The organism is Azonexus sp. GW821-FHT04F04 (genome assembly GCF_059420025.1).
Map to the genome: position 1 here is coordinate 377,668 of NZ_JBWKSX010000001.1, position 24,990 is coordinate 402,657.

The following is a 24,990-nucleotide window of genomic DNA, read 5'->3' on the forward strand; positions in this document are numbered from 1 at the left end:
TCGTGATTTTATCCGTCGATGCGCATTCTGATCGTGAAAACTTCCTCGCTCGGCGACGTTATCCATAACCTGCCGGTGGTCAGCGATATCCGGCGGCACTTTCCGGATGCTACGGTCGACTGGTGCGTGGAAGACGGTTTCGCTGCCATACCGCGACTGCATCCCGGGGTTGGCAAGATCATTCCGGTCGCAGTCCGGCGCTGGCGAAAAAACCTGTTAAAAGCGACAAGCTGGCGGGAGATTGCCGAATTTCGCCGTGGTTTGCAGGCTGTACCTTACGACGCTGTTATCGATACCCAAGGCTTGCTCAAAAGTGCGTTGATGGCCAGTCTGGCCGAAGGCCCGGCGCTGGGTTATGCCGCAGATTCGGCCCGCGAACCCATGGCAGCCCGTTTTTACGACCGGAAGTTCAGCATTTCCCGTGAGCTGCATGCCGTTGTCCGCAACCGTTGCCTGGCCGCTGCTGCGCTGGGCTATGCGGCCGATGGTGAGCCCGATTACGGTATCGAAGCGGCACCCGCCGGATTTGGCTGGCTGCCGCACCGTCCGTATGTCGTCTTCCTGACCGCTACCAGCCGCGACGACAAGCTGTGGCCGGAGGCGAACTGGCTGGCCTTGGGGCAGCAACTCAATGCGCAGGGGATCAGCGCGGTCCTGCCTGGCGGCAGCCCGGTCGAGCGCGAACGGGCGAGTCGTCTGGCGGCGGGAATTCCCGGTGCCGTGGCCGCACCGGTCATGAACATTCCCGATCTGGCCGCCTTGCTCGCCGGGGGACGCGCCGCAGTCGGCGTCGATACCGGTCTGACCCATCTCGCCGTTGCCCTCAAGGTGCCGACCATCGCGCTCTACACGGCGACCGACCCCGGCCTGACTGGCGTCCTTGGCGTCGGCTTTCATCGTAATCTGGGCGGCAAGAACCAGATTCCATTGCCGACTGCCGTGCTGGCCGAATTGCAACTGGCACTGGGCTGATGGCGCGTTATTTCTATTCGCTGCTGCTTTACCTGATCACGCCGCTGATCTGGCTTCGCCTGCTCTGGCGCAGCCGCAAGCAGCCGGAATATCTCCAGCATCTCGGCGAGCGCTACGGTTTCTATCGCCAGCCGGTGCCGAAACAACTGATCTGGGTGCACGCCGTATCGGTTGGCGAAACCCGCGCTGCCCAGCCGCTGATCGAAGGCTTGCAGGCGCGCTGGCCGGATCATCGCATCCTGCTCACCGGCATGACGCCGACCGGCCGCGACGCCGGGCAGCAGGTCTACGGCGACAAGGTCATTCAGGCCTACCTGCCCTACGATTACCCCGGGGCGGTCGACCGTTTCTTCCGCTATTTTTCGCCAGCTTTCGGGGTGATAATGGAAACCGAAATCTGGCCCAATCTGCTGGCTGCCGGGAAGCGTCGCAAAGTGCCGATCTTTCTCGCCAACGCCCGTCTTTCGGCGCGCTCGGCCCGCGGCTACGGGCGATTTTCAGCCCTGGCCGGGCCGGCGTTTTCGGCGCTGGCCGGCGTTGCTGCGCAAACAGCAGGTGACGCCGAACGGATAGCTGAATTGGGCGCGACTACCGTCGAGGTCTGCGGCAATTTGAAATTCGATGTCACCCCCCGCGCCGACAAGCTCGCCCTCGGTCACGAATGGCGGGCGGCGATTGGCCAGCGGCCGGTCTGGTTGGCGGCCAGCACGCGCGAAGGCGAGGAGCCGCTGGTGCTCAAGGCGTGGCGCGAAGTGGCCATTCCCGACGCCTTGCTCGTACTGGTGCCGCGCCATCCGCAGCGTTTCAACGAAGTGGCCGCTTTGCTCGAGCAGCAGGAACTGCGCAGCGTTCGGCGCAGCGTGGCCATGCCGGCGGCCGATACCCAAGTCTGGCTAGGCGACAGCATGGGCGAGATGGCGGCGTATTTCACGCTGGCCGATCTGGCCTTCATTGGTGGCAGTTTGCTGCCGCTCGGCGGGCAGAACCTCATTGAGGCGGCGGCTTGTGACTGTCCGGTCGTCGTCGGGCCGCACACCTTCAATTTCAAGCAGGCGACCGAGGATGCGATCGCCGCGGGTGCGGCGTTACGCGTCGACAATCCCGAAATGCTCGGTGCCACGGTCAACCGGATTTTTGGCCAAAAAATGAAATTGGCCGAAATGCGGACAGCGGCGGGATCGTTCGCCCGCGCCCATCAGGGCGCGGCCAAGCGGATGCTGGCGCTTATAGTGCGCTGGACGGATCCAGCAGGGCGTTGATCTGGGCGACGTCTTCCTCGCCCAAGGAACCGGTTGCCGCCTTCAGGCGCAGTTGCGCCAGCAGCGTGTCGAGCGTGGCTCTAGCCAGGTCACGGCGGGTTACATAAACCTGGTTCTCGGCGTTCAAGACATCGATGTTGATGCGCACGCCGACTTCATAGCCAAGCTTGTTCGACTCCAGCGCTGATTGCGATGAAACCAGCGCCGCCTTGAGCGCCCGGACCTGGGCTAGACCATTGGTCACGCCGAGATAATACTGGCGGGCCGACAACGCAGCGCCACGGCGCGCGGCCTCAAGGCCGGATTGCGCCGCCGTGCGGTTGGCGGCAGCCTCGCGCTGGCGCGAAACGGTCAAGCCACCCTGAAATAGCGGAATGTTGAGCTGGAGGCCGATGTTGGTGTAGTCGGTGTCGAACGGTGTCGTGCCGACGCCAGAAATGAAGCCATAGGACTTCGAGTGCCCCTGATTGGCGACCAGATCAAGTGTCGGGTAATGGCCGGCGCGCTGCTTGTCTACCTCGCGGGCCGCAATGTCGGCGGCAGCCTGCTGGACCTGCACGGTGATGCTGTCCTTTTCGGCGGCAGCGACCCACTGATTCATGTCGCTCGGCTGCGGCATGGTCAGTTCGGCATCCTTGCGCGGTGTAGCCAGCGGGCCGGGCACCTTGCCGATAATCGACTGCAAGGCATGTTGCTTGACCTCGAAGTCGCTTTCGGCGGCAATCTCCTGAGCCGATGCCAGATCGTAGCGGGCCTGAGCTTCATGAGAGTCGGTGATGGTTGCAGTGCCGACTTCGAAATTTTTCTTGGCTGATTCCAGTTGCTGGGCGATAGCCGTCTTGTTGGCGCGCACTGCCTTGAGGTTTTCGACGGCGTAGATTGCATCAAAATAGGCTTGCGCGACGCGCAGGATCAGATCCTGCCGGGCCTGCACGAAATTGGCCTCTGCCTGTGCCACCTGCATTTTCGACTGGTCGTACGAAACCCAGTTCTGCCAGCGGAACAGGGGTTGCGACAGCGTCAGCTGGTAGCCGTTGGAATTGTATTGGGGCTTCGACAGCGTCGGGCCGTTGTGGGTCGAAATCTCGTTCTTGTTCCACACCGTGTTGCCCGTCAGCGTCAGGCTGGGCAACAGGCCGGACAGGCCCTGCGGTGCTTTTTCGCGGCCGGCATCGAGCGTTGCCCGAGCCGCGGCAAAGGTCGGGTCGTTGTCCTGCGCATCGCGATAGACCTGCATCAAGTCTGCGGCGAACAGCGGGGATGCCAACAACGGGGAGACGATCAGCCAAGCGAGTTTTTTCATGCCTACCTCAATAACGACGCATGTTGGAATCGACTTCACCAGCCCAAGCCTCGACGCCACCCATCAGGTTATAGACCGCAGCGTAGCCCTTGCGCTCGAGAAACATGGCGACCTGCATGCTGCGGCCGCCGTGGTGGCAGATGACAACGATGTCCTGCTCGGGGGCGATTTCGGCGCACCGCATCGGCACCAGATGCATGGGGATGTTTTGCGATCCAGCCAGCTGGCAAAGCTCGATTTCCCACGGTTCGCGCACATCAAGCAGGACGGGGCTGGGCCGGCTCTCGTCGGCCAGCCATTCGGCAAGTTGTTGGGCTCGAACCTGTTGCATCAGAAAGAGAAGCTTTCCTTGGCCACGAAGCCATCGAGTGCGGGAATGACTGTCTCGAACAAGTTGACCGTGTTGTAGATGCCATCTGCCGTGCAGGTGATCAGTTGGGCTTCCATGACCGGTGCTTCGCCGACCACGACAGCCAGACGGCCACCGACGCGCAGCTGCTTGAGCAGGGCGTCAGGAACGCCGGGAATGGCGCCCGAAACAACGATGGCGTCGTAAGGTCCACGCTGGGACCAGCCGTTGGCGCCGTCGCCGAGTTCAATCGTGACGTTGGTGACGCCGGCACGCTCGAGATTTTGTTTGGCGATATCGACCAGCGCCGGGCGGCACTCGACGGTAACCACGTGCTCGGCACGGGCAGCCAGCAGGGCAGCCATGTAGCCGCTACCGGTACCGATTTCAAGAACCTTGTCGGTCTTCTTGAGGCCCAGCTCCTGCAGCATCTTGGCTTCGATTTTCGGGGCCAGCATCATCTGGCCATCGCCCAGCGGGATTTCCATGTCGGCGAAAGCCAGATTGCGATAGGCCGGAGGGGTAAAGTCCTCGCGCTTGACGACAAACAGGAGGTCGAGAACCTGCGGATCCAGAACATCCCAGGGACGGATCTGCTGTTCGATCATGTTGAAGCGCGCTTGCTCGATGTTCATTGGTGGGTCTCCGCAGACTGAATATTAGCACGAGCTAATATATTGATTCCGACAAATCAAAATTATACCCGACTCTCTTTTTCCGGCTTGCGCAAACCCTGACGCAGCAGGTCCATATGTATGCGCAAATAGGTCTGCGGGTCGCTCTCGGCGCCTTGGCAGCAGCTCATTGAAAAGCGCCAGATCAGCAGCATTAAAATCGGTGCGATAACAACATCGACGGTGGTTTCGACGTCCATGGTCCGGAATTCACCACTGTCCATGCCGCGTCGCAGGGCGCCGGCGACCAGCGCCCGGCCGCGGCTGATGACGTTTTCGTAATAGAAGTTGGCCAAGTCAGGAAAGTTGCGCGCTTCGGCCACTATCAGTTTCGGAATGCCGGCAAATGCGGTCTGGCCGATCTTTGTCCACCAGTTTTGGAGCAGGAGTTCCAGTAGCTCGAAGCTGCAGCCACTATGTTTTGCCGCAATTGCTTCATTTTCGGCAATGACCGGGATGATCCCTTCCTGAACCACTGCCTTGAACAGCGCATCCTTGTTCTCGTAGTAGAGATACAGCGTCCCCTTTGACACGCCAGCGCGGGCGGCAACGTCCTCCAGACGGGTCGCGGCGAAGCCTTTTTCGACGAAAAGATGAAGCGCGGCCTCGAGCAGCTCGGAGGGACGGGCTTCCTTGCGTCGCTTGCGGGGGATGGGGATGGCAGACATGGTAACTTAATGACTTGTTGGTCATTAAGTTACCATTGCGACTACTTTCCGGTCAACGGCCTTCCTTGATCAGGCGGCCGCCCGAGGGCTGGATGGGCCGGGCGTTGTTTTTGTACAGCCGGCTGAAAATGTTGATTTGATCCGGCGAAACCTGCACCGGCTGCTTCATGACCAGCCACAGCACGCCTTCGGAGCACGGCGGCGTCGTCAGCGAGCCCATGTAGGTGTAGTAGTTGCGGGCGGTCGGCAGCAGGGTGTTCAGGTCGATCGTGGTGGTTGGTGGTGCTACCGGCAGGTTCTTTTCCAGCGGCATGTTGTTCCACAGGGTCTGGATGAACGGGTTCTCCGTGCCGCGTTCGAGCAACACGGCGACGACGGCGAGCTGACCATCGTCGGCCTTGTGCACGAGGTGGGCGACCATGTCGAAACGCTGGCCGTTGACCTTTTCTTCCGACGGGCGATGGAAATGGAACTGGACCAGCTCATAGGTCTTGCCGGTCAGTGAAATCGAGCTTTCGCCGATTTCGACCTGAACGGTGTGGCCGTTGTCGATAATCCGGAAGGTCGAGGGCTGGTAATTGAACTTGATCGGCTCCAGATCGACCTTGATGCCGTCCTTGATATCGATCGGTGACTGCCGTTGGCCAATGGCGCAGGTCTTGTTGTTCTGGTCCAGTTTCGCCCAGTTTTCCGGGCCGCCGGCACCTTCGTAATCCCAGTGGATGTGCGCGTGCTGGATGGCTGGTTCGCTGTGAGCCAGTTCCAGCATGTAGCCTTCGGAGTGCGCGATCTGGGGCTTTGGCGCTTTTTTTGGCTTGGGGGCCGGGGCCTGGCTGGTGTGGACGATGACGGTGGCCGCCTTCGGCGCGGCGACTCTGGCCGGCGCCGGTGTGGGTGCGGGTGGTGGCGGCGCCGGAGGTGCCGCTTCCTTGGCGCTTTCCATGGCCGCCTTGAGGTTCGGCCGGATCGACGGAATCGCGCTTTCTTTCAGCGGTGCTGCGCTATGGCCCGCATCGCTCGCTTTCACGGCTTCCGGCTTTTCGGCCTTGGCCATTTCCTTCTTGAGCATCGCCTCGTTGGCGGCTTTCAGCTGGCCGGCTGCCTCGTTGGCCTTCTGCGCGATCTCGGCGGCGCCCTCCTTGGGCGGGCGACAGACTTCGCGCAACACCTTGTCGTCCAGCGTGCCGGTGCGCACCGGCAGGTCGGCGCCCTTGATGTCCTCTTCGCGGACAATGTCATTTTCATTCTTCTTGAAAATGCGCTTTGTCGTGCTGGCGCTGCGGGTCGTGCAGTCGTAGCGGGTGAACGCCTCTATCACGCGGTAAGGCGCGCCGGTGCGGCCATCCACCAGTTCCTTTTCGAGCACGACGCGTCCTTGCGCCTCAACGATGTTGCCGTCACGTTTCAGGCTCGTGCGGTTGAGTTCGATACGTTTGCCCGGTTCGGCTGAAATGGTCTGCCAGGCGGGCGCGGCTGCAGCACCGAAAGGCAGGGCGACCAGCAGGCTGGCGATCATCAGTAGGCGCATCTTGGTTCCCATGTTTTCTCTTTGAATTCTGGCGCTTGTCGATGATATTTCGGCTGATTTCGAGAAATCTTGAGCGCATTTTGTCATTCCTTGCATTTTGCCTGTATTTCCAGTAACTTGCAGCCTCTCGTTAGGGGTGCCCGACTCGATTCGGGCTGAGAATCACCCTTCGAACCTGACCGGGTCATGCCGTCGTAGGGAAACGAACTTTGTTGCTCCTTGCCCGTCTTACCCCGCTGCATCCACGCAAGGAATAACCATGAACGCCACCGAACAGTTTCTCGCCGCCAACGCCCACGTTGACGCGGCCGCAGTCCAGCCGCTGCCCAATTCCCGCAAGGTTTACATCGAAGGTTCCCGTCCGGACATCCGCGTTCCGATGCGCGAAATCTCGCAGGACGACACGCCGACCGCTTTCGGTGGTGAAAAGAACCCGCCGATCTTCGTTTACGACTGTTCCGGCCCCTATTCCGACCCGGCCACCAAGATCGACATCCGCTCCGGCCTACCCGCCCTGCGCGCCGGCTGGATTGCCGAGCGCGGCGATGTCGAAGAGCTGGCCGACCTGAGTTCCGAATTCGGCCGCAAGCGCGCCACCGACCAGTCCCTCGACGAACTGCGCTTCCCCGGTCTGCACCGCAAACCCTTGCGCGCCAAGGCCGGCAAGAACGTCAGCCAGATGCACTACGCCCGCCAAGGCATCATCACCCCCGAGATGGAATACGTTGCCATCCGCGAAAACAACAACCGCCGCGCCTACATCGAATCGCTACGGTCAACCGGAAAAATGGGCGAAAAAATGGCTGCCTTGCTCGGTCGCCAGCACCCCGGCCAGAACTTCGGCGCCAGCATCCCGGAAGAAATCACCCCGGAATTCGTGCGCAGCGAAATCGCCCGCGGCCGCGCCATCATCCCGAACAACATCAATCACCCGGAAAGCGAGCCGATGATCATCGGCCGCAACTTCCTCACCAAGATCAACGCCAACATCGGCAACTCGGCGCTCGGCTCTTCGATTCAGGAAGAAGTCGAGAAAATGACCTGGTCGATCCGCTGGGGTGGCGACACCGTGATGGACCTGTCCACCGGCAAGAACATCCACGAAACCCGCGAGTGGATCATCCGCAACAGCCCGGTCGCCATCGGTACCGTGCCGATCTACCAGGCGCTGGAAAAGGTCAACGGCAAGGCCGAAGACCTGACCTGGGAAATCTTCCGTGACACGCTGATTGAGCAGGCCGAACAAGGCGTCGACTACTTCACCATCCACGCCGGCGTGCTGCTGCGCTACGTGCCGTTGACCGCCAACCGCATGACCGGCATCGTCAGCCGTGGCGGCTCAATCATGGCCAAGTGGTGTCTGGCCCATCACAAGGAAAGCTTCCTCTACACGCACTTCGAGGAAATCTGCGAAATCATGAAGGCCTACGACGTCGCCTTCAGCCTCGGCGACGGCCTGCGTCCCGGCTCGATCTACGACGCCAACGACGAAGCCCAACTCGGCGAACTCAAGACCCTCGGCGAACTGACCCAGATCGCCTGGAAGCACGACGTGCAAGTCATGATCGAAGGTCCCGGCCATGTGCCGATGCACATGATCAAGGAGAACATGGATCTGCAGCTCGAATACTGCGACGAAGCCCCGTTCTACACCCTCGGCCCGCTGACCACCGACATCGCGCCGGGCTACGACCACATCACCAGCGGCATCGGTGCCGCGATGATCGGTTGGTACGGTACGGCCATGCTCTGTTACGTCACGCCCAAGGAACACCTCGGCCTGCCCGACAAGGACGACGTCAAGACCGGCATCATCACCTACAAGCTCGCCGCTCACGCCGCCGACCTCGCCAAGGGCCACCCCGGCGCGCAGATCCGCGACAACGCGTTGTCCAAGGCGCGCTTCGAATTCCGCTGGGACGACCAGTTCAACCTCGGCCTCGACCCGGACAAGGCGCGCGAATTCCACGACGAAACCCTGCCCAAGGAATCGGCCAAGGTCGCCCACTTCTGCTCCATGTGCGGCCCGCATTTCTGCTCGATGAAGATCACGCAGGACGTGCGCGAATATGCAGCGGCTCAGGGCATCGCCGAAGCCGATGCGCTGGAGAAGGGGATGGAAGTCAAATCCATCGAATTCATCAAGGCCGGCGCTGAGGTTTATAGCAAGGTCTGAGCTTCGCTAAGCGGCTCCTAGCAAAGGAAAGGCGGCTGAATCAGCCGCCTTTTTACTTTTTTGGGATTGCTACGGTCAACCGGAAAAAATGGCCAAAATCGAAATTTGCCGCGGCGCTCAGTCTTTGGCTTGGTTCTCACGCAGAATTCGTTTGAGCGTAGTAATCCGACGCGTCAGACCGACGGGTGTCAGTGAGCGAGGACCACGTTCGATGCGGAATTCAATGGGCGCATCGAAGTGCGCGACCTCCGACAACAGAAAGCAAATGCGATTGACGCGATGAAAGCCGGGGATGATCCATTGGTCGGTGCCTACTTCCCCGTCCACGACTGTCCAAACATGGTTTTCGTCGTGGTTAAAAGCTAGCTGCAAATCGTCGCCAAAAGTTTCAAGCCCATGCCCGCCCCAGATATCAAACCGTGCCGACGGATGTCTGTATGGGCGGAAATATTCGTAGAACACGTCCTCGTGAAAAACGGCGGTTTTTTGCATTCAGATATCCCAATGTGGCGATAGTTGCTCATCCCAATTTTTCACCGATTTGAAACGTGCGATTAGTTCGGAGACGGTGCCCCAAGGTTCTCTATTGATTTCGTCGGTGTTTGCCGGTCGTAGTTCTTGAAAGGTGTGCCAGACGTGGTCGTCCTCTGTGGGGCCGCCACTGCATTCCCATAACTCTGCGTAGAGGGGCGGAATACCAATTTGTTCGGCGATATAGAACTCCCTGCCGTCAAGGCGCGCTTGGAGTGCTTCGACATTTGCCGCCGTGGCACTACCCTCAAGCAGCAAGCTGCCCCATGACTTGTAATTGCTTCCGTCGCGATAGAGGTAGTCGAAAACGCTGAATTCGGTCATGTCTATCTCGCCAAGCGATTGTCCAGAAAGATTTCAGCACGATGGCGCTGAAGAAAGGCTGCAGCAGGAACAAAGCGTTCCGGAATCTCGATGGCGCGGCCTTCCAGAGGCTTTAGAACGGCCTGAACGAAGGGTTCGTCGCGCTTACGCAGTGCTTCCGACAGAACGATCTTCCAGTCGTCGCTCAGCGTAATCAGCCCTTTATCGAACGCGCGGTCATGGATGGCCGAAAGGCAAAGGCCATTGCTTGGGTTCAGGCGGTTTGCCTTGTCCTTGCTCCACGGCACGATATGGCTGGCGATCAGCAAGCGCGGTTCGGAGAGGCCGGACATGCAGCAACGGCCACGGTAGCTGGCGAGAACGGCGCGGCGGAAAAAATTTTGCTTGATGCGTTGTTCGGTAAAGACGCGGCGGGTTTCGCCGGTGAAATCGTCAGGAATTTCGAAGCCTTCTGTTCTTTCCTCTTTTTCCCGGTCGACCGTCGACGTTGGGCTTAGCTGTTCTCGAAGTCGCGCACATTCAAGGGCTAAGCCCTCCCAGTCGGCGTGGAAGTCAGACCAGATTTCACGGTCGAGATTTGAGGCTCCATCGAGGCCTTTGCGGCCAGTGCTGGTAATTGCTGGATCAAGGCTGGCGAAATTAACGAGCTTCATCGCAACAGCTGATGGCGTTCGGCCAATCAGCTCTGCTAGCTGAATGATTTCCGGGTTGCGCGAATGTAGCTTGCCGAACGGAAGCTGGCAGTACAAGTGGAAAGCAAGTTTGAGTTGCTCACGGGTCCAGAGCCTAGATGCCATGCTGCCAGTGCCTAAAGTTGATGACGATTTGATAAGTCTAACCTGGGTTTGTGCGTGTGGTCTGCGCTTGCTGTTACGCCATTTACTTTCATTTACAGCCCGGTAACCCACCTTAACAGGGCCTTGGGGGAGTATTCGTCCTGTCGCCTGGCCCGCTTGGGTTGGCCAATTTGAACAAGAGGATGAAGAGATGAAAACTACCCCCAATACCAATATCAAACGTTTCCTGATCGCCGCCAGCGTGGCTTTGGCCATTCCGTTATCCGCGGCGGCTTTTGGCGGTCATGGCAGTCATGCCGGCTGCGGCATGGAGGCGCATGGCGGTGCAGGCCACCCCATGATGGGTGGCAACATGATGCCGCCGCATCTGCGCGGCTTGAATCTGACCGAGGCGCAGCAGGACAAAGTGTTCGAGATCATGCATGCCCAGGCGCCGGTGATGCGCGACAAGGCCAAGGCCCTGCGCAAGGCGGAAACAGATATGCGGGCGCTGACCTCGGCGGCCGATTACAGCGAAGCCAAGGCGCGCGCACTGGCCGACGAGGCGGCGAAGGCGATGTCCGAAATGACGCTGGCGCGGGCCAAGGCGGATCGTCAGGTGTTCGAGGTACTGACGCCGGAGCAGCGCAAGCAGCTGGCTGAAATGAAGCCGACCGAGCGCGGGCCGCGCGGCCGTGGCGATGGTCCGCGCGGCGCGGTGGCTGATGTTGCCAAGCCGGCCGGTCGCTGATCCGGGTTTTTGACACTTGGGGGCTGCTGGCCCCCATTTCATTTTTGGCCCGTTTTTCCGGTTGACCGTGGAAGTCATCGGCGCCGAACGGACAAGCCGAATCTGCGACAATCGGGCATGCCCGAAAAGCCTTGCCCCGCCGTTCCACCGCCGATGGCCTGCCGCCCCAATTGCGGCGCCTGCTGCATTGCGCCGTCGATCAGTTCACTGAACAAGCCGGCGGGGGTGCCATGTCGACATCTGGATGGCGATTTTCGCTGCCTGATTTTCGCTAGTCCCGAACGGCCGGATTGCTGCGCTGGTCTGCAAGCGTCGGCCGAGATGTGCGGTTTATCCCGCGAGCATGCGCTCAATTGGCTGGCCGAACTCGAAGTTTTGACACATCCGGGATAGTAGAATGCGGCCTCCCCAACTTGCTAAAAGCACAGGCTGCACGCCATGGACCCGATTCTTCTCCTCAAAGCCCTCATCCTCGGCGTCGTCGAAGGGCTGACCGAATTCCTGCCGATTTCCTCGACCGGTCACCTGATTCTGGCCGGCGATTTGCTCGATTTCAACGACGATCGCGGCAAGTTGTTCGAGATCGTTATCCAGTCCGGGGCCATTCTGGCCGTCGTCTGGGAGTATCGCGAACGCCTGCTGGCCGTGGCGCGTGGCGCCTTCAGCGACAAGGCGGCGCAGAAATTCCTCCTCAACCTGTTCGTCGCCTTCCTGCCGCTGGCCATCCTCGGGCTGGCTTTCGGCAAGGCCATCAAGGCCAACCTGTTCAACCCGATTGCCGTCGCCACCACCTTCATCCTCGGCGCCTTCGTCATTTTGTGGGCCGAGAAGCGCGAGCACACCATTCGCGTCCAGACGGTCGAGGAAATGACCCTGCTCGACGCCCTGAAAATGGGCTTCGCGCAGGCCGTGGCGCTGATTCCCGGCACCTCGCGTTCCGGTGCAACGATCATCGGCGGTCTGCTTTTCGGCCTGTCGCGCAAGGCGGCGACCGAGTTTTCCTTCTTCCTCGCCATCCCGACGCTCGGCGCGGCCACCGTCTATCAGCTCTACAAGGAGCGTGCCCTGCTCAGCGCCGACGATATCGGCATGTGGGTGGTCGGTTTCATTTCCGCATTCGTTTCGGCTTTTCTCTGCGTGCGCTGGCTGCTGCGCTTCATTTCCAGCCATGATTTCACGCCCTTCGCGTGGTATCGCATCGTCTTTGGCATTGTCGTCCTGATGACCGCCCACTTCGGCTGGGTGCAATGGACCGCCCACTGATCATCTACCTGCACGGCTTCTGCTCGTCGCCGGCGTCGTGGAAATCGCAGTTGCTGGCCGAGGAAATGGCACGGCGCGGCATGGCCGAGCAGTTCGTCTGCCCGCAACTGTCATGGGTGCCCGATGAGGCGGTGGCCTGTGTCAGCCGCCTGATCGAACAGGCCGGCGGGCCGGTCACCTTGATCGGCAGTTCGCTGGGTGGCCACTACGCCAACCATCTGGCCGAAAAGCACGGTTTGCAAGCCGTGCTGATCAACCCCGCTGCGGTCGACCGTCTGGATTTGAGCAAATTCGTCGGCAATCACGCCAACTTCCATAGCGGCGAGCCTTTCACCTTCACCGAGGCCCACGCCGCACAACTCAAGGCGCAGGTTTCGAAGCCGACACCGGAGCATTACTGGTTGTTGCTGGAAGAAGGTGATGAGGTGCTGGATTTCCGCCAAGCGCAGGCCTTCTACGCTGGTTGCCGGCAAACCGTCCTGCCGGCCGGCGACCACAGCTTCACGAAGTTTCCCGACTTTGTGCCGCAAATCATTGAATACGCTGGGCTATAATCCGCCGATGAATGTATTGTTTGAAGAAGATGGCGGCTTCAAGGCCGGCAATATCATGGCCGACAACGACAGCTCGTTGCAGGTCGAAATGCCTACCGGCAAGCGCAGCAAGATCAAGGCCGCAACGGTGTTGCTGCGTTTCGAGAAACCGTCGGCGGCGGCCTTGCTCGATCAGGCCACGCCGCTGGCCGAAGAAATCGAAGCAGAATTCCTCTGGGAGTGCGTGAACGATGGCGAATTTTCGTTTCTTGATTTTGCCCGTGATTACTACGGACACGAGCCCAGCCCGCTCGAAGCGACGGCGGTGCTGCTTGCCGTGCACGCCGCGCCCGTCTATTTCCATCGCAAAGGCAAGGGCCGCTTCCGCAAGGCGCCTGCCGACATTCTCGCAGCTGCTCTGGCCAGCCTTGAAAAAAAGCGTCAGCAAGCGCTCGCGATGGAAGGCTGGATTGGCGAGCTGAAGGAGTTCCGCCTGCCGCCGGAAATCGGCGTGCTGACCGATGCGCTGCTCTACGCGCCGGACCGCAACAAACCGGAAACCAAGGCCTTCGAGACGGCCTGCGCCGAAACCGGCCTGACGGCGGCGCAAATGCTCTTCAAGTGCGGTGCCATCAAGTCGCCCTACTTCCTGCATTACCGTCGTTTCCTGCACGAACAGTTTCCCAAGGGCGTGGCTTTTCCGCCGCTTGAGGCACCGAAGTTGCCGCGGGATTTGCCGCGCGCAGATGTCCGCGCTTTCTCGATCGACGACGCCAACACGACCGAAATCGACGACGCCCTGTCGGTCGTCCGGTTGCCCGGCATCGGTTCGCGCATCGGCATCCACATCGCCGCGCCGGGGCTGGCTATCGAACATGGTTCGCCGCTTGACGGCATCGCCCGCGCCCGACTATCGACGGTCTACATGCCCGGCAACAAGATCACCATGTTGCCCGATGCCGTGGTCCAGAATTACACACTGGCCGGCGGTGTCGATTGCCCGGCCGTCTCGCTCTACCTGACGGTCAATGACTCGCTTGAAATCCTCAGCCACGAATCGCGGCTGGAGATGGTGCACATCGCCGCCAACCTGCGCCACCACGAAATCGAACCGTGGTTCAATGCCGAAACGATCAATGGCCCGCTGCCCGACCAGCCGTTCAAGGACGAACTGGTCCATCTCTGGCATTTCGCCAACGCCTGCGAAGGTCGGCGTGGCAAGCCCTCAGCGATGCAGGGCATCAACGATTACAACTTCGAAATCGGCGGTGATCTGGCCGATCCGGACAGTTGCACCGTCGAAATTTCCGAACGCAAGCGCGGCAGCCCGCTCGACAAACTGGTCGCCGAGTTGATGATCGTCGCCAACTCGACCTGGGGTGGCCTGCTCGCCGAGAAGAACATCGCCTGCCTGTACCGCGCCCAGACGCAGGGCAAGGTCCGCATGACCACCTCGCCGCTGCCGCACGAAGGCCTCGGCGTACCGCAATACGCCTGGATGACCTCGCCGCTGCGTCGTTACTGCGATATGGTCAATCAATGGCAGCTGATTGCCTGTTTGAAAGGCGAAACGCCGGCATTTGCCCAAAAATCGGCCGAATTATTCGGCGCCATGCGCGATTTCGAACTGACTTACGCTGCCTACGCCGATTTCCAGCGCCAGATGGAACGTTACTGGTGTCTGCGCTGGATTCAGCAGCGCGGTTTGACTGAAATCGAGGCCACTGTCCGTCGCGAGCAGAGCGTCAAGCTCGACCATCTGCCCTTGTTGCTCCGCGTGCCTTCGCTGCCGGCTGATCTGGTGGCCGGGCAGCGTGTGCGTCTGGCCATCGAGAATCTTGATCTGCTGGCCCCGGAAGTCAGCTGTCGTTTCGTCAGCCTGCTTGGCGAGAACAATTTGGCCGACGCCACGGAGAGTGAGGAGCAGTGAAAAAGAAGAGACCGTCCCTGCGCGCCGCCCGCGCGGCGAAGCAAGATCGCCGCTTGTGGATCGCAGTGGGCATCTCGGTGCTTTTTCATGGCTTGTTGCTGTTCCTGAATTTCCAGTTTCCGGAGGCTTCACAGGCCTTCCGCGAAAAGGCCATGGACATCATCCTGGTCAACGCCAAATCTGCACGCAAGCCGACGGATGCTCAGGCGCTGGCTCAGGCCAATCTCGATGGCGGCGGCAATACCGATGAAAATCGGCGGGCCAAGACACCCTTGCCGCCCTCGCTGCAAAAGAACGATGGCGACTCCATTCAGCAGATGCAGCGTCGCGTCCAGGAACTCGAAACAGCCCAGCAAAGGCTGCTGGCGCAGGCGAAGAGTCTGCGCACCGTTGCCGCGGCAAATACGGCCACCGAGCAGCCATCGCCTGTCGTGCCTGTGGTCAGTGGCTTGGACCTTGCCGAGTCGGCGCGGGCGATGGCCCGTCTCGAGGGTGAGATCAGCAAGTCGGCCGACGAATACAGCAAGCGGCCACGCAAGAAATTTGTCGGTGCGCGGACCGAGGAATACGGCCTGGCCGCCTACCTTGACGCCTGGAAGCAGAAAATCGAGCGCATCGGCACACTCAACTATCCGCCCGAAGCGCGCGGCAAGCTCTACGGCGCGGTGGTGATCTTCGTCGAATTGCGGGCCGAGGATGGCAGCCTGTACAGCGCCGAGATTTCGCGTTCGTCCGGGCACAAGATTCTCGATCAGGCGGCGCTGCGCATCCTCAGAATGTCAGCGCCGTTCGGCGCCATTCCTCAGCAGGCTTTGGGCGGGGCGACCGTTCTTTCGTTTGCCCGGACCTGGTATTTCACGCAGGGCGATGCCCTCAATACGGCCAGCAAATGAGCGATCTGTACTGCGTGTTCGGCAACCCGATTGCCCATTCGAAATCGCCGGCCATCCATGCTGCCTTCGCCGCGGTTAGCGGGCAGGATCTGGTCTATGAAGCGCGTCTTGCTGCGGTCGACGGCTTTAAACAGGCGATTTCCGAATTCGTTGCGGCGGGTGGCAAGGGGGCGAATGTCACTGTACCTTTCAAAGAGGAGGCGTTTCGTCTGGCGACGCGCCTTTCCGAGCGCGCGGCGCGAGCTGGGGCGGTCAATACGCTGGCCTTCAACGGTGCCGAGATCTTCGGCGACAACACCGATGGCGCCGGGCTGGTTCGCGACATTACGCACAACCTTGGCTTTTCGCTGTTGGGCAAACGCATCCTGCTGCTCGGCGCCGGCGGTGCTTCGCGCGGCGTGATCGCGCCGCTGCTGGCTGAACAGCCGGTGTCACTGTTCATCGCCAATCGGAGCGCTGACAAGGCCGTTTTGCTGGCAGAGGCGTTTTCGGACATCGCTCCGGTCGATGCCGGAAGTTTTGCAAAAACTGCAGGTAAAAGCTTCGATCTGGTGGTTAACGCAACTTCAGCCAGTCTTTCCGGCGAAAGCCTGCCCTTGCCGCCGGGAATCTTTGCGTCGGGCAGTCTGGCCTACGACATGATGTACGGCAAAGGCGAAACGCCTTTTCTGGCGCTGGCCCGCGAGCAGGGTGCAGTGCAGCGGGCGGATGGCCTTGGCATGCTGGTCGAACAGGCAGCCGAAGCCTTTTTTGTCTGGCGCTCTGTGCGCCCGGCAACCGCTCAGGTGCTGGCTGACCTGAGAGCCAAACTGGCCGCATGAAAGTCGTCGGCCGCTGGTTGAAATGGGCCGTCCTTGGCCTGCTCGGGTTGTTCCTGATCTGGCAGTTGTGGCTGCTTGGCTGGGTTTTGCTTTGGAGTTGGATGAACCCCGGCGAAACCCGTTTCATGGAAATTCGTCTGGCCGAAATTCGCCAGAAGGCGCCCGACGCGCAGCTCAAAAAGCAGTGGGTGCCCTATGAGCGGATTTCGATTCATCTCAAGCGCGCCATCATCTCGGCCGAGGATGCCAAATTCGTCGATCATGAAGGCTTCGACTGGGAAGGGATGCAGAAGGCGCTGGAAAAGAACCAGAAGCGGGGTCGTTTGGCGGCTGGCGGTTCGACCATCAGTCAGCAGCTGGCGAAGAACCTGTTCCTGACACCGACGAAGTCCTACTTTCGCAAGGCCGAAGAGGCGATCATCACGTTGATGCTGGAAAACCTGTGGAGCAAGCGGCGCATTCTTGAGGTTTACCTCAACGTGATCGAGTGGGGCAACGGTGTCTTCGGGGCCGAAGCCGCCGCTCGCCATTACTACAACACCAGCGCCGCCCAACTCGGGCCGGAACAGGCTGCCCGACTGGCCGGCATGGTGCCGAATCCGCGCTTTTACGACCGCAATCGCAACGCGCCCGGTTTGGGGCGCAAGACTTCGATCATCCTCGGGCGGATGGCTGGTGCTGACGTGCCGTGAAATATCACCGGAATAGGGGTTTTCCGCAGTAATTTTGTCGGAACCCGGTCCTTCGCCCGGTGCTAAAATGCCCCACCTTTTGCGGCGCCGCACCATGAGCGAAGAAGCCCAGCTGACTGATACCGAAGACTTGCAGGAGCGCCTCGCCGAGGTGCAGACCCTGCTCGCCCGGCACAAGCTGGTGGAGGAACTGGTGCACCGGCAGGAAGGGCCGCGCCACGATCTGGTCGAAGACATGGTGCACAAGCAGCATCTGAATGCGCTGCAGGCCCGCCTCGAGCCGATGCACCCGGCCGACATTGCCTACGTTCTCGAAGCCTTGCCGCAGGACGATCGCCTGATTGCCTGGGGGTTGGTCAATCCGGAGCTCGAAGGCGAAATCCTGCTCGAAGTATCGGACGCCGTTCGGGAAACCCTGATCGACTCGATGGAGCGCACCGAGCTGGTCGCCGCCGCCGAAACACTCGACGCCGACGAACTGGCCGACCTCGCGCCCGACTTGCCACAAGGCGTTATCGACGACGTTTTCCGCGGTTTGCCAATCGAGGAGCGCGAGCAGTTGCGCGCCGCGATGTCTTATCCCGAAGAGTCGGTCGGTTCGATCATGGACTTTGACATGGTGACCGTCCGCGAGGACGTTTCTCTGGAAGTGGTGCTGCGTTATCTGCGCCGTTTCGACGAACTTCCCGACCATACCGACCAGCTTTTCGTCGTTGATCGCAACGAGCACCTCAAAGGCGTGCTGCCGCTCAACATCCTGCTCGTCAATGAGGTCGACGTCGAAGTCGGTACGCTGATGCAGACCGATTTCGTCGAGTTCGAACCCGACGACCTTGCTGAAGAGGCGGCCAAGGCCTTCGAACGTTACGACCTCGTCTCGGCACCGGTACTCGATCCGGATGGCAAGCTGGTCGGCCGCGTGACAGTCAATGAGGTGGTGGACTACATCCGCGAAGAAGCCGAGCACGAACAACTGGCCCAGGCCGGTCTGCGCGAGGAAGAAGATATTTTCGCCTCGGTCTGGGACTCGGTGAAAAACCGCTGGGCCTGGCTGGCGGTCAATCTGGTGACGGCCTTCATCGCCTCACGGGTGATCGGCGCGTTCGAGGATTCGATTGAAAAGCTGGTGGCGCTGGCGGCCCTGATGCCGATTGTTGCCGGGATCGGTGGCAATTCCGGCAACCAGACGATCACCATGATCGTCCGTGCCATCGCCATGGGGCAGGTCCAGCCCGATGCCATGCGCCGACTACTGCGCAAGGAACTCGGCGTGGCGACGATCAACGGCTTGATCTGGGGCAGCTTGCTCGGCATCGCCGCGTGGTGGCTCTACGGCAGCGTCAAACTCGGCCTGGTTATGACCTCGGCAATGACGCTGAACCTGCTGCTGGCGGCGTCGGCCGGCGTCGGCATTCCGCTGCTGCGCCAGAAATTCGGCGCCGATCCGGCGGTCGGCGGCTCGGTGATGATCACCGCACTGACCGACTCCGGTGGTTTCTTCATTTTCCTCGGGCTGGCTACGCTGCTCCTGATGTAAGGCTGCTACCGCCCAGGCGATGCAGCATGCGACTGGCGGAGAGCACCATCAGGATGCGGCGCTCGACGTCGTCGGCATGCGGCTTGACCAGACTTTCGATTGGCGAATTACCCTCGCTCAACATGCCGGGCAGTGTTTCGATGCGAACTGCCGGAATTTCGCTGACGGCGCCCAGGTGGTCGACCAGGATGCCGAAGCGGGCCTGCTGTTCCGGCACCTGGAGAACGACGATCTGCTGCTTGCCGCCCCTGTTCGCCCGGCGACGCTCGGTCGCTGGCTGGCGCGACGACAGGATGGCCGACAGGTCAAATACGCTGATCGCCTGGTCACGGTACATCAGGCAGCCGCAGAGAGCCTCCGAGACGCCGGGCAACGGAGTCAGGCGGTCGGTATCGACGGCTTCGACGATATGGCTGGAGCGCACGCCGTACCAGTTGCTGCCGACATAAAAACAGGCGACATCGACGCTGTCGACGGTAGCCGCCAGCGGCCGCCGGGCGTAGGTGTCGACCAGCGTATCGCGGCGCACTGCCAACTGTTCGGCGTCGACGATGCGATCCGACAGCGGCGAGAAGACCAGTGCTACGACCCCGCCACGCTGACCGTCGCCAGCTCCCTGGTATTCGCGGTAGCCGGCGCTCATTGACGAGCCGACGGCGTAGTAGCAACCGTTGTAGATGACTACATTGGTGCAGCTGTCGCCCGCTTGCAGCTTGAAAAACTCGTAGCCGATCATCAGCCGGCTGCCTGGCGGCAAATCGGGGTCGGTTGCGGCGATGACCCGGCCGTCGCGTCCGGCAAACACGGCAAAGGCGCCGGCTACCGGCTGGCCGTCGGTCCGGCGCGGCAACGCGTCGTGCAGCATGGCGCGAAACTGCGGCGTGGCATCGAAGACGATAGCGATGCCGCCGACCGGCTCGTCATCGGCAGCGCGCACCCCGGCCGCATAGATGTAGGTGGACTGATTGTCGTACAGCGCGCTCGGCTCGAAGCCTGACACGTTATAGCTCTGGGCATCAGCCAAGCCGAGGGCCGGCCGCACCCAGCTTTCGCTGAGTATTTTGCCCAGCCAGTCCTGGTAGGCTGGATTGGAGACGGCCAGCACGCGGCCACTCTGGTCGAACAGGATCAGGTTGCTGTAAACGGTGTAGAGGCCGTTGATCCGGCGCAGCACTTCGCTCAGTCGCTGGCGCTGTGCCTTGTCGTGCGGGTCGGCCTGGGCCAGTTCCTCGCGGAAACTGCGGGTCAGCGCCCACCAGCGGCAGTCATTGGCCCGTTCGTAAAGGTTGCGGTCCATCAGTTCAATGGCCAGTGCTGCCTGTCGCGTGCATGTGGAAAGCGCTGATGACACCACGGTCTTGTACAGACTGTCGGTCGATTCGCTGAACACCTGGTGGGTGCGCACGCCGGTGCTGCCGATTTCGCGCAGCAGTACCTTGGCGAAGTCGGCATTCTGGGCGGCCAGCGCATCGCGCACCAGCCAGACATAACCGTTCCAGACGGCGCGGTTCAACTCGCGCTGGATGCTCGTGGCACGCAGCGGAATATCGCGCAGTTCCGGGCTGAACAGGATGCTGGTCTCCAACACACCATCGAGAAAGTCTTCCGGCACCTGCTCCAGTTCGTGCGCCTCGGCCATCTCGAAGGCATGGTTGAGCGGGGCCAGCGCGTGACCGACCCAGCCAGGCCCGGCGTAGCCTTGGTAGCCTTGGGTTGGCCGGCTGGTTGCCAGGTATTCGCGGCCGGCGAAACGGACCACCCGGCAGGCAGCATCGTCCACGATTTCGAGCTGGACCCCGGCCGGAAACTGGTAGGGGTCACTGCTCGCAATAACTCGCCCCTGCGCGTCAAGCAGGGTGATCACCGTCCACTCGTCTTCGCCAATCAGGCTGTCGAAAATCCGCCGGCACTCGTCCTGGAAGCGGAAGCAGAGGCACAGCACGCCGAGCGGCCGACTACCGTCGGCAGCCATGACGCGATAGGCATAGACCAAAGGGCTGGTTTCGCCGGGCAGCAGATCGGTCGGGCGGAATACTTCGACATAGGCCTGTTCGGTCGTGAGCGCTTCATGGAGCAAGGGATCGGCCGAGTGGGCGACGGGATTGCCTTCATCAAGCTGGGCTAGCACATCGCCGGTTGGCGAGAGCAGGATGATGTTGTGGTAGACGGAGTATTTGCGCACATATTCGGCGAAGTGCGCCTGCAAGGCTTGGCGTTCGGCAGCCAAGCCGGCTGCCGGCACGGCTTCGGTTGCCTCGGCGAAGGCGCGGATTTCGGCATCGCTGGCCAGGAAGCCGATATCGGCTGTACGCTCGAATAGGTTGCGGGTCAGGATGTCGATGGCCACCCGGGCGCAGGAGTCGAGGTTGAGAGCGGCTTTCTGGTAGTGCTCGCGGGCCAGTTGGTCGAGCAACTGGCTGGCCAGCTTGTTGAAATCCTCGCGCATGCGGGAAATATCTGTACCGGAGCAGAGCAGTTGGCCGAGCAGGCTCAGGTTGTCGTAGGTGGCCTGGATTTCGGTCAGGCGCTTCTGGTCGGCGCGCAGCCCTCCCATGAAACCGGACAGATAATCGAGGGTGTTTTTCGAACGTGATCCGATGCGCTTGCTCATGCTGGCTCTCCCTGTTTGCAATGTACGGCGACCATCCTGGAGGATGTTGCAGTACAGCAAAAAGGGTGCCGGCTAGCTAAAGGCCGAATTTCACCGGGTGGGGCCAAACTGGGGCACCAAATGGGTGCTCTTGGTATTCAGGCATCATGGCGGGCACCGCGGCAGTGCGCCAACTCAGGGAGTGCCCGGCGTCACCAGTTTGAGGCCGACAATGCCGGCGACGATCAGCCCGATGCAAACAAAACGCATCACCTCGCGCGACTCGCCGAACAGGAAAATGCCGAGGATCGCCGTGCCGACGGCGCCGATGCCGGTCCACACGGCGTAGGCGGTGCCCAGCGGCAGCACCTTTAGCGACCAGCCGAGCAGGACGACGCTGGCGATCATCGCCACCAGCGTTGCGGCCGAGGGCCACAGGCGACTGAAACCTTCGGTGTATTTGAGGCCGACCGCCCAGCCAACCTCGCAGAGGCCGGCGATGAAGAGGATCAGCCAGGCGGAGCCGGTGCTCACTTGAGTGTGGCGAACCAGGCGTCGGCGGCGGCGATGGTTGCCGCGATGTCGGCGTCGGAGTGAGCAGCCGAGACGAAGCCGGCTTCGAAGGCCGACGGCGCGAAGTAGTGGCCGGCGTCGAGCATGGCGTGGAAGAAGCGGTTGAAGGCTTCCTTGTCGCAGGCCAGTACTTCGTCGTAGGTGCCTGGGCACTTCTCGGCGAAATAGAGGCCGAACATGCCGCCAATGTTCTGGGCGGAGAATGCAACGCCGTGTTTTTTCGCGGCGGCAACCAGTCCGTCGCACAGAGCCTTGGTCTTGGCGGTCAGGTTTTCGTAGAAACCGGGCGCCTGAATGAGCTTCAAAGTGGCCAGACCGGCGGCCGTGGCAATCGGGTTGCCGGACAGCGTGCCGGCCTGGTAGACCGGACCGAGCGGGGCGATCTGTTCCATGATTTCGCGCTTGCCGCCAAAGGCGCCGAGCGGCATGCCGCCGCCAACCACCTTGCCGAAAGTGGACAGGTCGGGCGTGATGCCAAACAGTCCCTGCGCGCTCTTCAGGCCGACGCGGAAACCGGTCATCACTTCGTCGAAAATCAGCACCGAGCCGTTTTTCGTACACAGCTCGCGCATGGCGTTGAGGAAGGCTTGGGTCGGGGCGATCAGGTTCATGTTGCCGACCACCGGCTCGACGATCACAGCGGCGATTTTGTCGCCATGTTTGGCAAATGCCTCGGCCAGTTCCTGCGGGTCGTTGTAGGTGAGCACCATGGTGTTCTCGGCAACGCCGGCCGGGACGCCGCTCGACGAAGGATTGCCGAAGGTCAGCAGGCCGGATCCGGCTTTGACCAGCAGGCCGTCGGAATGGCCGTGGTAGCAGCCTTCGAACTTGATCAGGATGTCGCGACCGGTGTAGCCGCGGGCCAGCCGGATGGCGCTCATCGTCGCTTCGGTACCCGAGGAAACCAGACGCACCATGTCCATCGACGGGACCAGTTCGCAGAGCAGGTCGGCGATGTCGACTTCCTTCTCGGTCGGCGCGCCGAAGGACAGGCCGTCGACGACAGCGGCCTGCACGGCAGCGATGACGTCAGGGTGAGCGTGACCAAGGATCATAGGGCCCCACGAGCCAACGTAGTCGGTGTACCACTTGCCATCCGCATCCTGCACCTTCGGGCCAATGCCCTTCTGGAAGAAACAGGGCGTGCCGCCGACCGAACGGAAGGCGCGGACGGGCGAATTGACGCCGCCCGGGATGTGGCGCTGGGCGCGCTCGAACAGTTGCTGGTTGCGTGAGGTCATGACTGGGCTTCCTCGAAAAGACGTTGATAGGCAGCAGCGCGGGCCGCGATGTCGGGGGCGCTGAACAGGTCGGTGATGACGGCGAGCAGGTCGGCGCCGGCGGCGATCAGTGGTGGGGCGTTGGCGAGCGTGATGCCGCCGATGGCGCAGGTTGCCACGGTCAACCGGGTTTTTGCCGCAAAAAACAAATCGGTTCCGGCGAGCGGGGCGTTCGGTTTGGTCGGTGACGGATAGACGGCGCCGAAGGCGACGTAGTCGACCCCGGCCGTTTCGGCCGCCTGTGCGGCTGCGAAGTCGGCGTAGCACGAGGCGCCAAGGATGCGCTTCGGCCCGAGTATGGCGCGGGCGGCCATGAGGTTGCCATCGTCCTTGCCCAGGTGCACGCCGTCAGCTTCGACCAGAAAGGACAGGGCAAGATCGTCGTTGATCAGCAGCTTTGCATTGTGATGGCGGGTCAGTTCGCGCAGCGCCCGGGCGCGAGCGACGCATTCGGGCATCGCACTGGTTTTGTCGCGGTATTGAACGATGCGGCAACCGCCGACCAGCGCGGCTTCAACCTCGCTGAGCAGCCGGGCGCCATCAGCGTGCTCCGGCGTGATGGCGTAAAGGCCACGCAATTCAGGCCTCATCTGATTAGACATCGGGCTTCTCATCCTTGTTTTTTGCTGCCTCGTCGTCCTCTCCGCGCGCCCAGAAAAAGCGGTCCGGAATGAACTGGCCCATGCCGGCCCGGAAGCCGGCGGCCAAGGCTTGCCACGTGTAATCCTGGGCATCGTGCACAGCATCCTCCATGCTGGCCCCGCCGGCGATGCAGCCAGCAACGGCCGAGGCCAGCGTGCAGCCGGAACCGTGGTAGCTGCCCGGCAGACGTTCCCACTGGTCGCGCCGAATGACCCCGTCGGCGCCGTACAGCGTGTTGACTACTTGCGGGGTGTTTTCATGCGTGCCGGTAATCAGCACATACTGCGCGCCCATTTCAATCAGGCGCTGGGCGCACACGTCGATCGACGGCTCGCCTTCGTCCTCATCGCTTTCGGCCAGTCGCCGCGCTTCCGGCGCATTCGGTGTGAGCAGCGTGGTCTGTGGCAGCAGCATTTCACGAATTGCGGAAATGACATCCTCGCTCGACAGCTCATCGCCCCGCCCGGAAGCCAGCACCGGATCGAAAATTACCGGGATTTCCGGGTAGTCCGAAATGATTTCGGCCACTGCGATGACGTTCTCGACGCTACCCAGCATGCCGATCTTGAAGGCAGCGACCGGCATGTCCTCCAGAACGGTTCGTGCCTGCTGTTCAAGCAATTCGGCGCTAACCGGCTGAACGCTCTGCACGCCCACCGTGTCCTGCACCGTCAGTGCCGTCAAAGCGCTGAGCGGATGGCAGCCAAGACTGACCAAAGTGAGGATGTCGGCCTGCATGCCGGCACCGGCTGACGGGTCGCTGGCGGAAAAGACCAGCACCATCGGTGGGCAGGGCGGCGTTGGTGCGGTGGTATTCATCATTTTTCGCACCCTTGGCGGGAGCGAAGGGAATTGGGTAAGATGGCCGCGATTTTATCCGAATCTCGAGGCGGTCGAAGTAGTCATCAAAAAGCTGTAACACTGT

General features: G+C 61.3%; 24 protein-coding genes and 1 riboswitch. Of the genes, 11 read left to right on the forward strand and 13 right to left on the reverse strand.

Annotated elements, in window-relative coordinates; translation table 11 throughout:
* The first annotated feature begins 33 nt into the window (after positions 1-33).
* Together waaC and waaA are read left to right on the forward strand one after the other, a co-directional pair.
* Entirely contained in the window at positions 34-972 is a 939-nt protein-coding gene (waaC, locus tag AC07TV_RS01845; RefSeq protein WP_494646693.1) for a lipopolysaccharide heptosyltransferase I, read from the forward strand.
* Entirely contained in the window at positions 972-2,231 is a 1,260-nt protein-coding gene (gene waaA, locus AC07TV_RS01850; protein WP_494646694.1) for a lipid IV(A) 3-deoxy-D-manno-octulosonic acid transferase, read from the forward strand. Before waaC ends, waaA begins: the two co-directional genes overlap by 1 nt.
* Here waaA and AC07TV_RS01855 read toward each other — a convergent pair.
* From AC07TV_RS01855 to AC07TV_RS01875, 5 genes are all read right to left on the reverse strand, one after another.
* On the reverse strand, positions 2,197-3,534 hold the full coding sequence (locus AC07TV_RS01855; protein ID WP_494646695.1) for a TolC family outer membrane protein: 1,338 nt from the start codon (positions 3,532-3,534) through the stop codon (positions 2,197-2,199). The two genes, waaA and AC07TV_RS01855, sit on opposite strands and share 35 nt — an antisense overlap.
* A 7-nt stretch (positions 3,535-3,541) precedes the next feature.
* Positions 3,542-3,865, reverse strand: a complete 324-nt coding sequence (locus AC07TV_RS01860; RefSeq protein WP_494646696.1) for a rhodanese-like domain-containing protein — start codon at positions 3,863-3,865, stop codon at positions 3,542-3,544.
* Positions 3,865-4,518, reverse strand: coding sequence for a protein-L-isoaspartate O-methyltransferase family protein (locus AC07TV_RS01865; RefSeq protein ID WP_494646697.1), 654 nt, complete (start codon positions 4,516-4,518; stop codon positions 3,865-3,867). The genes AC07TV_RS01860 and AC07TV_RS01865 overlap by 1 nt, the downstream gene beginning before the upstream one ends.
* A gap of 62 nt (positions 4,519-4,580) precedes the next feature.
* On the reverse strand, positions 4,581-5,225 hold the full coding sequence (locus AC07TV_RS01870; RefSeq protein WP_494646698.1) for a TetR/AcrR family transcriptional regulator: 645 nt from the start codon (positions 5,223-5,225) through the stop codon (positions 4,581-4,583).
* Between the two features lie 52 nt (positions 5,226-5,277).
* Positions 5,278-6,765: a carbonic anhydrase gene (locus AC07TV_RS01875; RefSeq protein WP_494646699.1), complete on the reverse strand. Its 1,488-nt coding sequence runs from the start codon at positions 6,763-6,765 to the stop codon at positions 5,278-5,280.
* Between the two features lie 110 nt (positions 6,766-6,875).
* A riboswitch (TPP riboswitch) is annotated at positions 6,876-6,971 on the forward strand.
* Between the two features lie 41 nt (positions 6,972-7,012).
* Between AC07TV_RS01875 and thiC the strand changes: the two genes are divergently transcribed.
* Positions 7,013-8,929, forward strand: a complete 1,917-nt coding sequence (thiC, locus tag AC07TV_RS01880; RefSeq protein WP_494646700.1) for a phosphomethylpyrimidine synthase ThiC — start codon at positions 7,013-7,015, stop codon at positions 8,927-8,929.
* Between the two features lie 117 nt (positions 8,930-9,046).
* On the opposite strand, the gene AC07TV_RS01885 is transcribed toward thiC, so the two are convergent.
* The 3 genes from AC07TV_RS01885 to AC07TV_RS01895 are packed head-to-tail and all read right to left on the reverse strand — an operon-like array spanning position 9,047 to position 10,836.
* Positions 9,047-9,421 carry a hypothetical protein gene (locus tag AC07TV_RS01885; protein ID WP_494646701.1) on the reverse strand — a complete coding sequence of 125 codons (375 nt, stop codon included), beginning with the start codon at positions 9,419-9,421 and terminating at the stop codon, positions 9,047-9,049.
* Positions 9,422-9,784, reverse strand: coding sequence for a hypothetical protein (locus AC07TV_RS01890; protein ID WP_494646702.1), 363 nt, complete (start codon positions 9,782-9,784; stop codon positions 9,422-9,424).
* 2 nt (positions 9,785-9,786) lie between these two features.
* Entirely contained in the window at positions 9,787-10,836 is a 1,050-nt protein-coding gene (locus tag AC07TV_RS01895) for an HNH endonuclease (RefSeq protein ID WP_494646703.1), read from the reverse strand.
* Between AC07TV_RS01895 and AC07TV_RS01900 the strand changes: the two genes are divergently transcribed.
* The 8 genes from AC07TV_RS01900 to mgtE all read left to right on the forward strand — a co-directional run bounded on the left by AC07TV_RS01900 (position 10,772) and on the right by mgtE (position 18,980).
* A complete protein-coding gene (locus AC07TV_RS01900; RefSeq protein ID WP_494646704.1) occupies positions 10,772-11,311 on the forward strand; it encodes a Spy/CpxP family protein refolding chaperone in 540 nt (179 codons plus the stop codon). The genes AC07TV_RS01895 and AC07TV_RS01900 overlap by 65 nt on opposite strands.
* A gap of 438 nt (positions 11,312-11,749) precedes the next feature.
* A complete protein-coding gene (locus AC07TV_RS01905; RefSeq protein WP_494646705.1) occupies positions 11,750-12,574 on the forward strand; it encodes an undecaprenyl-diphosphate phosphatase in 825 nt (274 codons plus the stop codon).
* Positions 12,559-13,128, forward strand: a complete 570-nt coding sequence (locus tag AC07TV_RS01910) for a YqiA/YcfP family alpha/beta fold hydrolase (protein ID WP_494646706.1) — start codon at positions 12,559-12,561, stop codon at positions 13,126-13,128. The genes AC07TV_RS01905 and AC07TV_RS01910 overlap by 16 nt, the downstream gene beginning before the upstream one ends.
* A 7-nt stretch (positions 13,129-13,135) precedes the next feature.
* A complete protein-coding gene (locus tag AC07TV_RS01915) occupies positions 13,136-15,037 on the forward strand; it encodes a ribonuclease catalytic domain-containing protein (protein ID WP_494646707.1) in 1,902 nt (633 codons plus the stop codon).
* Positions 15,034-15,930, forward strand: a complete 897-nt coding sequence (locus AC07TV_RS01920; protein WP_494646708.1) for an energy transducer TonB — start codon at positions 15,034-15,036, stop codon at positions 15,928-15,930. Before AC07TV_RS01915 ends, AC07TV_RS01920 begins: the two co-directional genes overlap by 4 nt.
* Positions 15,927-16,751 (forward strand): shikimate dehydrogenase, encoded by an 825-nt coding sequence (gene aroE, locus AC07TV_RS01925; RefSeq protein WP_494646709.1) that lies wholly within the window; start codon positions 15,927-15,929, stop codon positions 16,749-16,751. The genes AC07TV_RS01920 and aroE overlap by 4 nt, the downstream gene beginning before the upstream one ends.
* Entirely contained in the window at positions 16,748-17,443 is a 696-nt protein-coding gene (gene mtgA / locus AC07TV_RS01930) for a monofunctional biosynthetic peptidoglycan transglycosylase (protein WP_494646710.1), read from the forward strand. The genes aroE and mtgA overlap by 4 nt, the downstream gene beginning before the upstream one ends.
* A gap of 94 nt (positions 17,444-17,537) precedes the next feature.
* The gene (gene mgtE, locus AC07TV_RS01935; protein ID WP_494646711.1) at positions 17,538-18,980 is read left to right on the forward strand and encodes a magnesium transporter; all 1,443 of its coding nucleotides are present in this window, start codon (positions 17,538-17,540) and stop codon (positions 18,978-18,980) included.
* On the opposite strand, the gene AC07TV_RS01940 is transcribed toward mgtE, so the two are convergent.
* The 5 genes from AC07TV_RS01940 to thiD form a co-directional block, all read right to left on the reverse strand.
* Positions 18,961-21,591, reverse strand: coding sequence for a chemotaxis protein CheW (locus tag AC07TV_RS01940; RefSeq protein ID WP_494646712.1), 2,631 nt, complete (start codon positions 21,589-21,591; stop codon positions 18,961-18,963). The genes mgtE and AC07TV_RS01940 overlap by 20 nt on opposite strands.
* A 174-nt stretch (positions 21,592-21,765) precedes the next feature.
* Positions 21,766-22,104, reverse strand: a complete 339-nt coding sequence (gene sugE / locus AC07TV_RS01945; protein WP_494646713.1) for a quaternary ammonium compound efflux SMR transporter SugE — start codon at positions 22,102-22,104, stop codon at positions 21,766-21,768.
* Positions 22,101-23,384, reverse strand: a complete 1,284-nt coding sequence (gene hemL / locus AC07TV_RS01950; protein ID WP_494646714.1) for a glutamate-1-semialdehyde 2,1-aminomutase — start codon at positions 23,382-23,384, stop codon at positions 22,101-22,103. Before hemL ends, sugE begins: the two co-directional genes overlap by 4 nt.
* Positions 23,381-24,025, reverse strand: coding sequence for a thiamine phosphate synthase (gene thiE / locus AC07TV_RS01955; RefSeq protein ID WP_494646715.1), 645 nt, complete (start codon positions 24,023-24,025; stop codon positions 23,381-23,383). Before thiE ends, hemL begins: the two co-directional genes overlap by 4 nt.
* Positions 24,018-24,887, reverse strand: a complete 870-nt coding sequence (gene thiD / locus AC07TV_RS01960) for a bifunctional hydroxymethylpyrimidine kinase/phosphomethylpyrimidine kinase (protein ID WP_494646716.1) — start codon at positions 24,885-24,887, stop codon at positions 24,018-24,020. The genes thiE and thiD overlap by 8 nt, the downstream gene beginning before the upstream one ends.
* Positions 24,888-24,990 lie beyond the last annotated feature (103 nt).

Coding starts and splice junctions, on each gene's coding strand:
- waaA (WP_494646694.1), top strand. CDS start 972: ATGGCGCGTTATTTCTATTCGCTGCTGCTTTACCTGATCACGCCGCTG.
- AC07TV_RS01855 (WP_494646695.1), bottom strand. CDS start 3,534: ATGAAAAAACTCGCTTGGCTGATCGTCTCCCCGTTGTTGGCATCCCCG.
- AC07TV_RS01860 (WP_494646696.1), bottom strand. CDS start 3,865: ATGCAACAGGTTCGAGCCCAACAACTTGCCGAATGGCTGGCCGACGAG.
- AC07TV_RS01865 (WP_494646697.1), bottom strand. CDS start 4,518: ATGAACATCGAGCAAGCGCGCTTCAACATGATCGAACAGCAGATCCGT.
- AC07TV_RS01870 (WP_494646698.1), bottom strand. CDS start 5,225: ATGTCTGCCATCCCCATCCCCCGCAAGCGACGCAAGGAAGCCCGTCCC.
- AC07TV_RS01875 (WP_494646699.1), bottom strand. CDS start 6,765: ATGGGAACCAAGATGCGCCTACTGATGATCGCCAGCCTGCTGGTCGCC.
- thiC (WP_494646700.1), top strand. CDS start 7,013: ATGAACGCCACCGAACAGTTTCTCGCCGCCAACGCCCACGTTGACGCG.
- AC07TV_RS01885 (WP_494646701.1), bottom strand. CDS start 9,421: ATGCAAAAAACCGCCGTTTTTCACGAGGACGTGTTCTACGAATATTTC.
- AC07TV_RS01890 (WP_494646702.1), bottom strand. CDS start 9,784: ATGACCGAATTCAGCGTTTTCGACTACCTCTATCGCGACGGAAGCAAT.
- AC07TV_RS01900 (WP_494646704.1), top strand. CDS start 10,772: ATGAAAACTACCCCCAATACCAATATCAAACGTTTCCTGATCGCCGCC.
- AC07TV_RS01895 (WP_494646703.1), bottom strand. CDS start 10,836: ATGGCCAAAGCCACGCTGGCGGCGATCAGGAAACGTTTGATATTGGTA.
- AC07TV_RS01905 (WP_494646705.1), top strand. CDS start 11,750: ATGGACCCGATTCTTCTCCTCAAAGCCCTCATCCTCGGCGTCGTCGAA.
- AC07TV_RS01910 (WP_494646706.1), top strand. CDS start 12,559: ATGGACCGCCCACTGATCATCTACCTGCACGGCTTCTGCTCGTCGCCG.
- AC07TV_RS01915 (WP_494646707.1), top strand. CDS start 13,136: ATGAATGTATTGTTTGAAGAAGATGGCGGCTTCAAGGCCGGCAATATC.
- aroE (WP_494646709.1), top strand. CDS start 15,927: ATGAGCGATCTGTACTGCGTGTTCGGCAACCCGATTGCCCATTCGAAA.
- mtgA (WP_494646710.1), top strand. CDS start 16,748: ATGAAAGTCGTCGGCCGCTGGTTGAAATGGGCCGTCCTTGGCCTGCTC.
- mgtE (WP_494646711.1), top strand. CDS start 17,538: ATGAGCGAAGAAGCCCAGCTGACTGATACCGAAGACTTGCAGGAGCGC.
- AC07TV_RS01940 (WP_494646712.1), bottom strand. CDS start 21,591: ATGAGCAAGCGCATCGGATCACGTTCGAAAAACACCCTCGATTATCTG.
- hemL (WP_494646714.1), bottom strand. CDS start 23,384: ATGACCTCACGCAACCAGCAACTGTTCGAGCGCGCCCAGCGCCACATC.
- thiE (WP_494646715.1), bottom strand. CDS start 24,025: ATGTCTAATCAGATGAGGCCTGAATTGCGTGGCCTTTACGCCATCACG.
- thiD (WP_494646716.1), bottom strand. CDS start 24,887: ATGATGAATACCACCGCACCAACGCCGCCCTGCCCACCGATGGTGCTG.